The sequence below is a fragment of the Ancylobacter sp. Lp-2 genome, from assembly GCF_020523795.1.
In the GTDB taxonomy this organism is placed as follows: domain Bacteria; phylum Pseudomonadota; class Alphaproteobacteria; order Rhizobiales; family Xanthobacteraceae; genus Ancylobacter.
Map to the genome: position 1 here is coordinate 1 of NZ_JAJALI010000022.1, position 6,390 is coordinate 6,390.

6 protein-coding genes are annotated in these 6,390 nt (G+C 63.7%); 2 read left to right on the forward strand and 4 right to left on the reverse strand.

Features of this window, described 5'->3' with window-relative positions; all coding sequences use genetic code 11:
- Nucleotides 1-83: 83 nt before the first annotated feature.
- From LGR54_RS25540 to LGR54_RS25555, 4 genes are read right to left on the reverse strand one after another with little or no spacing between them, the layout of a single operon-like run.
- Nucleotides 84-1,163 (reverse strand): ABC transporter ATP-binding protein, encoded by a 1,080-nt coding sequence (locus LGR54_RS25540; RefSeq protein ID WP_230364772.1) that lies wholly within the window; start codon nucleotides 1,161-1,163, stop codon nucleotides 84-86.
- 14 nt (nucleotides 1,164-1,177) lie between these two features.
- On the reverse strand, nucleotides 1,178-1,990 hold the full coding sequence (locus LGR54_RS25545; RefSeq protein ID WP_230364773.1) for an ABC transporter permease: 813 nt from the start codon (nucleotides 1,988-1,990) through the stop codon (nucleotides 1,178-1,180).
- A complete protein-coding gene (locus LGR54_RS25550) occupies nucleotides 1,987-2,916 on the reverse strand; it encodes an ABC transporter permease (RefSeq protein ID WP_230364774.1) in 930 nt (309 codons plus the stop codon). Before LGR54_RS25550 ends, LGR54_RS25545 begins: the two co-directional genes overlap by 4 nt.
- 27 nt (nucleotides 2,917-2,943) lie before the next feature.
- Nucleotides 2,944-4,074 carry a PotD/PotF family extracellular solute-binding protein gene (locus LGR54_RS25555; RefSeq protein WP_230364775.1) on the reverse strand — a complete coding sequence of 377 codons (1,131 nt, stop codon included), beginning with the start codon at nucleotides 4,072-4,074 and terminating at the stop codon, nucleotides 2,944-2,946.
- Nucleotides 4,075-4,431: 357 nt separating this feature from the next.
- Between LGR54_RS25555 and LGR54_RS25560 the strand changes: the two genes are divergently transcribed.
- On the forward strand, nucleotides 4,432-4,869 hold the full coding sequence (locus tag LGR54_RS25560) for an integrase (RefSeq protein ID WP_230364776.1): 438 nt from the start codon (nucleotides 4,432-4,434) through the stop codon (nucleotides 4,867-4,869).
- A gap of 733 nt (nucleotides 4,870-5,602) precedes the next feature.
- Nucleotides 5,603-6,124, forward strand: a complete 522-nt coding sequence (locus LGR54_RS25565; protein WP_230364777.1) for a hypothetical protein — start codon at nucleotides 5,603-5,605, stop codon at nucleotides 6,122-6,124.
- The last annotated feature ends 266 nt before the right edge of the window (nucleotides 6,125-6,390 follow it).

Below are 6,390 nucleotides of genomic sequence, written 5' to 3' on the forward strand. Positions count from 1 at the left end.
CGCTGCATGAAGTCTTCGCGGTACATGTCTGTCTCCTCCTTCGATAGATCAGGCGGCTTGGGGCAATGGCCAGGCTCAGTGTGTCAGGCGGCCTGCGGCAGCAGCCAGGCGTGACGCGGGTCCCAGCTGAGCTTCACCCGCCGCCCCGGCACCAAATCGAGCGCCTCGATCTCGTGCTGCTGCTTCTGCACGCGAAACTCGGTGCCGCTTTCGGTCTCGACGAACACGGTCTGCGTCGAGCCGACGAATTCCAGCCCCAGCACGGTGCCGGCGATGCCGGGCCCCTCGGCGTCGGCCGCCAGCGCGATGCGGTCGGCGGCGATCACGAAGTCGCCACGGCTGCCTTCCGGGCGCCCGGCGTCGGCCGGCACGCGGAAATCGCCGAGCGCGCCGCTCACCTCGATCAGCCCGCCCGAGCCGCCGCGCACCTCGCCGCGGATCAGGTTGTTCATGCCCATGAAGTCGGCCACGAAGGCGTTGGCCGGCGCGCGATAGACATCCTGTGGCCGCCCGACCTGCTGGATGCGCCCCTCGCTCATGATGACGATGCGGTCGGCGAGCGCGAAGGCTTCCGACTGGGCATGCGTCACATAGACGAAGGTGATGCCGAGCTCGCGATGCAGGCGCGACAGTTCGGTCTGCATGCGCACGCGCAGATGTGCGTCGAGCGCCGAGAGCGGCTCGTCGAGCAGCAGCACCGAGGGTTCGGTGACCAGCGCGCGGGCGATGGCGACGCGCTGGCGCTGGCCGCCGGACAATTGGGCGATGTTGCGCTCGGCCATGCCGGCGAGGCCAAGCCGGTCGAGCCAGTCGAGGGCGCGCCTGCGCCGCTCGGTGGCACCGACCTTCTGCATGCGTAGCGGGAAGGCGACGTTCTCAGCGACGGTGAGGAACGGAAACAGCGCCAGGCTCTGCCACACCATCGGCGTGTTGCGCTGGAAGGCGGGCACGCCGTGCATGCTGTCGCCGCCGATGCGCAGCTCGCCGCCGGACGGCTCGTCCAGCCCGGCGATCAGCCGCAGCGTGGTGGACTTGCCGCAGCCGGACGGGCCCATGATGGCGATGAACTCGCCGGCCTCGATGTCGAGGTCGATCGACTTCACCGCGTGATGGTCGGGATAGCGCTTGTCGAGCTTGTCGAGCGTGATGAACGGTGTCGGCATGAGGCTCTCCCTCGTCAGGATGTGGGGGTGCGGCGTCCGGCGCGGACACCGGTGAAACGCTGGGCGATCAACACCAGCGCCACGCTGACGACCAGCACCACCGTGCCGACCGCGTTGATCTTCGGGTTCACCTGTCCCTGCAGCAGGTTGAGGATGCGCACCGGCAGCGTCTCGTGCACGCCGCCGACGAACCAGGCGATGAGGAACTCGTCGAACGACACCGCCGCCGACAGGAAGAACGAGGCGATCAGCGCCGGCTTGCAGAATGGCAGCACGACATGGACCAGCGCCGCCGCCGGCGAGGCGCCGAGGTTCCACGCCGCCGGCTCGAGGTCGCGGCTGAGATCGTTGAGGCGCAGGCGGATGATCGCCATCGAGAAGGAGGTGGCGATGGCGACATGGCAGGCCATGATGGTCTCCAGCCGCCCGAACAGCCCGAGGCGGGACAGGAAGGCGAGCATCGCCATGCCGAGGATGGTGGCCGGCACCGCCGGCGGCACCGCCACCAGCAGCACGAAGGGCAGCTTGAGCCGGAAGCGGTAGCGGAAGTCGATATAGGCGGCGGCGAAACCGAGCACCGTCGAAGCGACCGCCGTCCCCAGCCCGACTAGCACGCTGTTGACGAAGGCGTCGCGGATCATCGGGTCGTCGAGGATGGCGCGGTGCCATTCCAGACTGAAGCCGCCCCACGGGATGGTGGGAAAGCGGTTGGCGTCGAAGGAGAACACCACGATGACCAGCATCGGCGTGGCGATGAACAGGAAGAGCGCGCCGAGAAAGCCATATTGCGCGAGGCGCGACAGCCGGGTTGCGAGGGGGCGGTTCATCGCGCGGCCCCCCGTCGGGCGGTACGGCCGGACGACAGCCACTGGCCAATGCCGAGCACCAGAGCCAGCATCACCAGCATGGCGACGCCGATCACCGAGGCGCGCGGCCATTGCGAGCCAGACTTTACCGTGTCGACGATCAGGATGGACAGTGTCGGCGGCTTCGAGCCGGTCATGAACAGCGGGCTGATATAGTCGCCGAAGGCGAGCAGGAAGCTCGTCGTCGCCGACAGCATGATGGCGGGGCGCACCGACGGCGCGATGACGTGCGCGATCACCCGCGCCCGCCGGCAGCCGAGATTCTCCGCCGCCTCGATGAGGGTGCGGTCGATGCCGGCCATGGCGAAGACGAGGATCAGCACGGCGATCGGCAGCGTCAGGGTGAGCAGCCCGACCTGCAGCGAGAAGGCGCCGCCGAGCAGCGGCAGCGGCTCTATGCCGATCCCGCCCAGCAGCGCGTTCACCATGCCCTCCGGGCTCAGCACGATCTGCCAAGCATAGATGCGCAGCATGTAGCTGGAGAACACCGGCACCACGAGGAAGGCGACCGCGAGGTCGCGCATTCGCGGGCTCAGCCGGAAGGCGATGGTGTAGGCGGCAGGAAAGGCCAGCGCCACCGCCAGCACGGTCGTGGTGCCGGCCACCGCGAAGGTATGGACGAGGGCGCGCTGGAAGGTGGCGGAGAACAGGATCCGCGACCAGTTGTCGAGGACGAAGGCCGGTTCCAGCCGGAACGCCTTCACCTGCCAGAAGGTCATGACGACCAGGAACACCAGCGGCGCGGCGAAGAACACCGCCTGCCACAGCAGGACGGGCAGGCCCAGCACCGCCGGCAGCACGGCGGGAGACCCCGCCATGCGTGGCCGTCCCAGCCAGGACCAGCGCTGCGGGGCGCTGGCACGCGTCGTCACGGAGGCGGCCGTCATGGCTTGGCTCCTTCCTTGGCGATGGGGTCAGAGGCTCTTGAACTCGCTCCAGGCGTCGTTCCAGTCGGAGATTTCCTGCTGCTTGGGCAGCTGGCGGAACTGGATCTTCTTCGCCTTGTACTCGTCCATGACGTTCGGGCCGGTCAGCGTCATGCGCAGGATCTCGGCTTCCTTCGGCATGGTCTGGTTGAGCAGCTTCCAGCCGGGGATGGACGGGATCGACTTCTTGTTGTCGACCTTGGTCGCCATCTTCACCTGGCCCTCGGGCGAGGTGGTGTACTGGATGAACTTGCGGGCGAGGTCGCGCTTGGGCGTGCCCTTCACGATGGACAGCGATTCCGTCCACTGCAGGCCGCCTTCCTCCGGGATGACGGTGTCGACCGGTACGCCGTTCATGCGCAGGCCGAGGGTGATCCACTCGCCGATGCCGGGCACCAGTTGGGCGCGGCCATTGGTGAGCGAGGAGAAGATGTCGGCGATGGTGTAGAAGCCGGAAGCCTGCGGCTTCAGCGTGAACAGCTTCTGCTTCACCGCCTCGAAATGCGCCTCGTCGATATCGAAGGGCGGGCGGTTGCCGTTGGCGAGGCTGATCGAGCCGATGGAAGGCAGGTACCAATCGAAGAAGCCGACCTTGCCCTTGGCCTTGTCGCTCCACAGCGCGGCGTAGGAGGCGACCTCCTTCGGGGTGAATTCCTTGGTGTTGTAGGACAGGCCGAGATAGCCGAAATCGGTCATCACGCCGTAGAGCTTGCCGTCGAACCAGTGCAGTGGGAACTGCTGGAATTCCGGCCAATAGTCTTTCAGCGGGTAGTCGGCCGGGTCGAGCTCCTCGATGAAGTCGGCTGCATGCAGCAAGTGCATGTACTCGGCGTCGGCCAGCACCACGTCGAACGAGCCGGGCGGCGACTGGTTGATGACGGCGAGCATCTGGTCGCCACCGACATATTCCTTGATACGGATCTTGACGCCGTTCTCCTTCTCGAACTGCTCGACCAGATAGGGATCGGCATTACCGGGCCAGGAGAGATAGTTGAGCACCTTGGGGTCGTCGGCCTGGGCCGGTGACCAGCGCGAGGTGGCGGCGAGAGCGCCGGCGGCGACGCTGGCCTTGAGGAAGGAGCGGCGACTGATGTCGCCAGTGAGGAAGGGAGTGCGCATCGGGTCTGTTCCTGCTTCTGGGTTGTATCGCATGCATTAAGTGCATACGATTTATGAAGCAAGGCGCGTGCCAACAGCAAAACTTCATCGCATTCCAGCTTATGCAATGGCTTATGCAATGCTGGCCTTGAGCGACAGAAATCGAGACGTGCATCGAAAATGCACTATATGACTAAATCGCATGCATTTGTTGCGTGCGATTCCAAACCGACAGTGAGAGCAAGCGAGATGCTCGAACGTCGCTCTCGAATAGCGCTCGATGTTCGGCTTGTCGCGCCGCGGGCGGAGAGACGACCTATTGCTGGACCGCGCTCCCGCATTAACCTCTCTAGGGCTGCTCCTCGGAAGGAGGATGCGATGCACACGAATCATGAAAACACGACTGCGGCACGAGCCTGGAATGCGGGCCGGATCGTCGGCGCCAAACCTCCCCTGAAGCCCAAGCACATATGGGCTCTGCGCACACGATTGCAGATTGCCAATCGGGTGCGCGACCTCGCTATGCTCAACCTTGCCATCGACAGCAAATTGCCGAGCCGCAGCCACAGCGGAGGTCACGTCACGAGGCAGTATGGGCGTCTCGTCGACCAATGGGGCGGCCTGATCGGCCTCAATCCGGCGGATTACGGGACATATAGCCTACGGCGAACAAAAGTCGCGATCCTTTATAAGAGGACCGGAAATCTGCGCGCCTGCCAACTTCTACTCGGTCACACGAAGCTCGAAAGTACTGTTCGTTATCTCGGAATCGAAGTCGACGATACCTTGAGTTCGTCAGAGAAAACGGAGATTTGACGCCCGGCACTGGCAATCGAGTGGGCGCCGATACCGCTGAGCCAGAAGGACGCCATCAAATCAGCTTACCGCGGCAGCACGGCGGCAGCTCTTTAAAGCATTTGAGGCGATAGTGCCTTGCTGGCTCGGAGCTGTGATCAGCCGTGGGAGAGCTTTGTCCATATACGTCGAAGGTCCACTCTCAGGCGGAACGCGAATGTCGGCCTTTGGCGTAGATTCGCTTCGGGTGGCTCGACCTTCTTCCCCATTGAGAGATGCATGCAAGCCTGGAGCGCTGCCACCGCAAGCTAGCGAGCTCCCGCAAGACGTATATCGTCGCACCTAGGGTGGGTGATCCATGGCACCTCGGTTTCGAGGCGAACTTACAATAGTTCCGCCGGTACATATTGCCGTGCGCCGCAGAGGATTGGAGACGACCATCGACTGGGCGTCTCGCGGTGCGTATCGGGTGGTGTCGTGGGCACGTTTTCGAGTTCTCGGCGATCCCAGCAGGTCTGGCACAGTGGCAACAGATCGCTATCTCGTCCCTGGCACGCGAGTTGACTATGGAGACGGCAACGTCGCCGCTATGACCTCGAGTGGCCTCAGCCAATTCAAAGAACTTCTCCTCGCGATGCAGGCTCGATAGCGTGAAATTCGCACCGATGTCCCGCGCGCTCGCAGGCAATATGCGCGCTCCTGGACCGGACGCGCGCTGGCCTGGACAACACTCGCGTCTGTCGTTTCAAAAAGCGTGCGCTGGAAGGCTGAAAAGGCGGTTGTCCTGCGGCGCTTGGAGATCGCGCGCCTTCAAAGCAATCTTGCCGCTTCGCGGATATCGATCAGCATTGATATCGAAACCGAGGTGGGTGACCCACATCGGCGGATGATGGAGGCATTTGATGAGTTGTCTGGCTCACAGGGGGCGTGGGCGCTGCCGACGTCTCAGCAGATCGATCGGGGCAGAGCGCGTAGCGTGTCGGACACGGTAGTGTCGCGTCGCTCCATCCGCTTAGCTAGAAACACAGACGTCTTGGTCGATACCAATGACCTGCCCATGGCACTTTCGATTCAGGGCGGCCGATCGACGGCATATTTCTATCCGGATTTCGTGTTGGTGATAAATGCCGCTCGGCCGGACTTCGCACTCGTCGATCTCAAGGAACTCGACGTTGGTGTTGCGCTGACTCAGTTCAGCCAGACTGAACCCGTCCCCAGCGACGCCAGGATGGTGCGGAAAGTTTGGGCCAAATCGAACCCGAGATCGCCGCTTTAAAGACAACAGAGAACTACCCGTTATGCTCCATCGCGACTTGAACCGCCGATCCGCTGGTGGTCTCCATGAGACGTTCCTGTTCAGCCGTCCCGAGGCCTGCCAAGCGTTCGTCCGCGCCATGAACGACCTGAAGCGGATAGTCGCGTCTGGAGGACCGCGAGGGCGGGTGTCCAGTACTCCGACCCCACTTGACGTGAGACCCTTTTCTCCTCCGGTCTGAGGGAGAGTCCTGGGTTTCATTTCTGGCCTCAGGCGGCCTGTTTTTC

Coding starts and splice junctions, on each gene's coding strand:
- LGR54_RS25550 (WP_230364774.1), bottom strand. CDS start 2,916: ATGACGGCCGCCTCCGTGACGACGCGTGCCAGCGCCCCGCAGCGCTGG.
- LGR54_RS25540 (WP_230364772.1), bottom strand. CDS start 1,163: ATGCCGACACCGTTCATCACGCTCGACAAGCTCGACAAGCGCTATCCC.
- LGR54_RS25555 (WP_230364775.1), bottom strand. CDS start 4,074: ATGCGCACTCCCTTCCTCACTGGCGACATCAGTCGCCGCTCCTTCCTC.
- LGR54_RS25560 (WP_230364776.1), top strand. CDS start 4,432: ATGCACACGAATCATGAAAACACGACTGCGGCACGAGCCTGGAATGCG.
- LGR54_RS25545 (WP_230364773.1), bottom strand. CDS start 1,990: ATGAACCGCCCCCTCGCAACCCGGCTGTCGCGCCTCGCGCAATATGGC.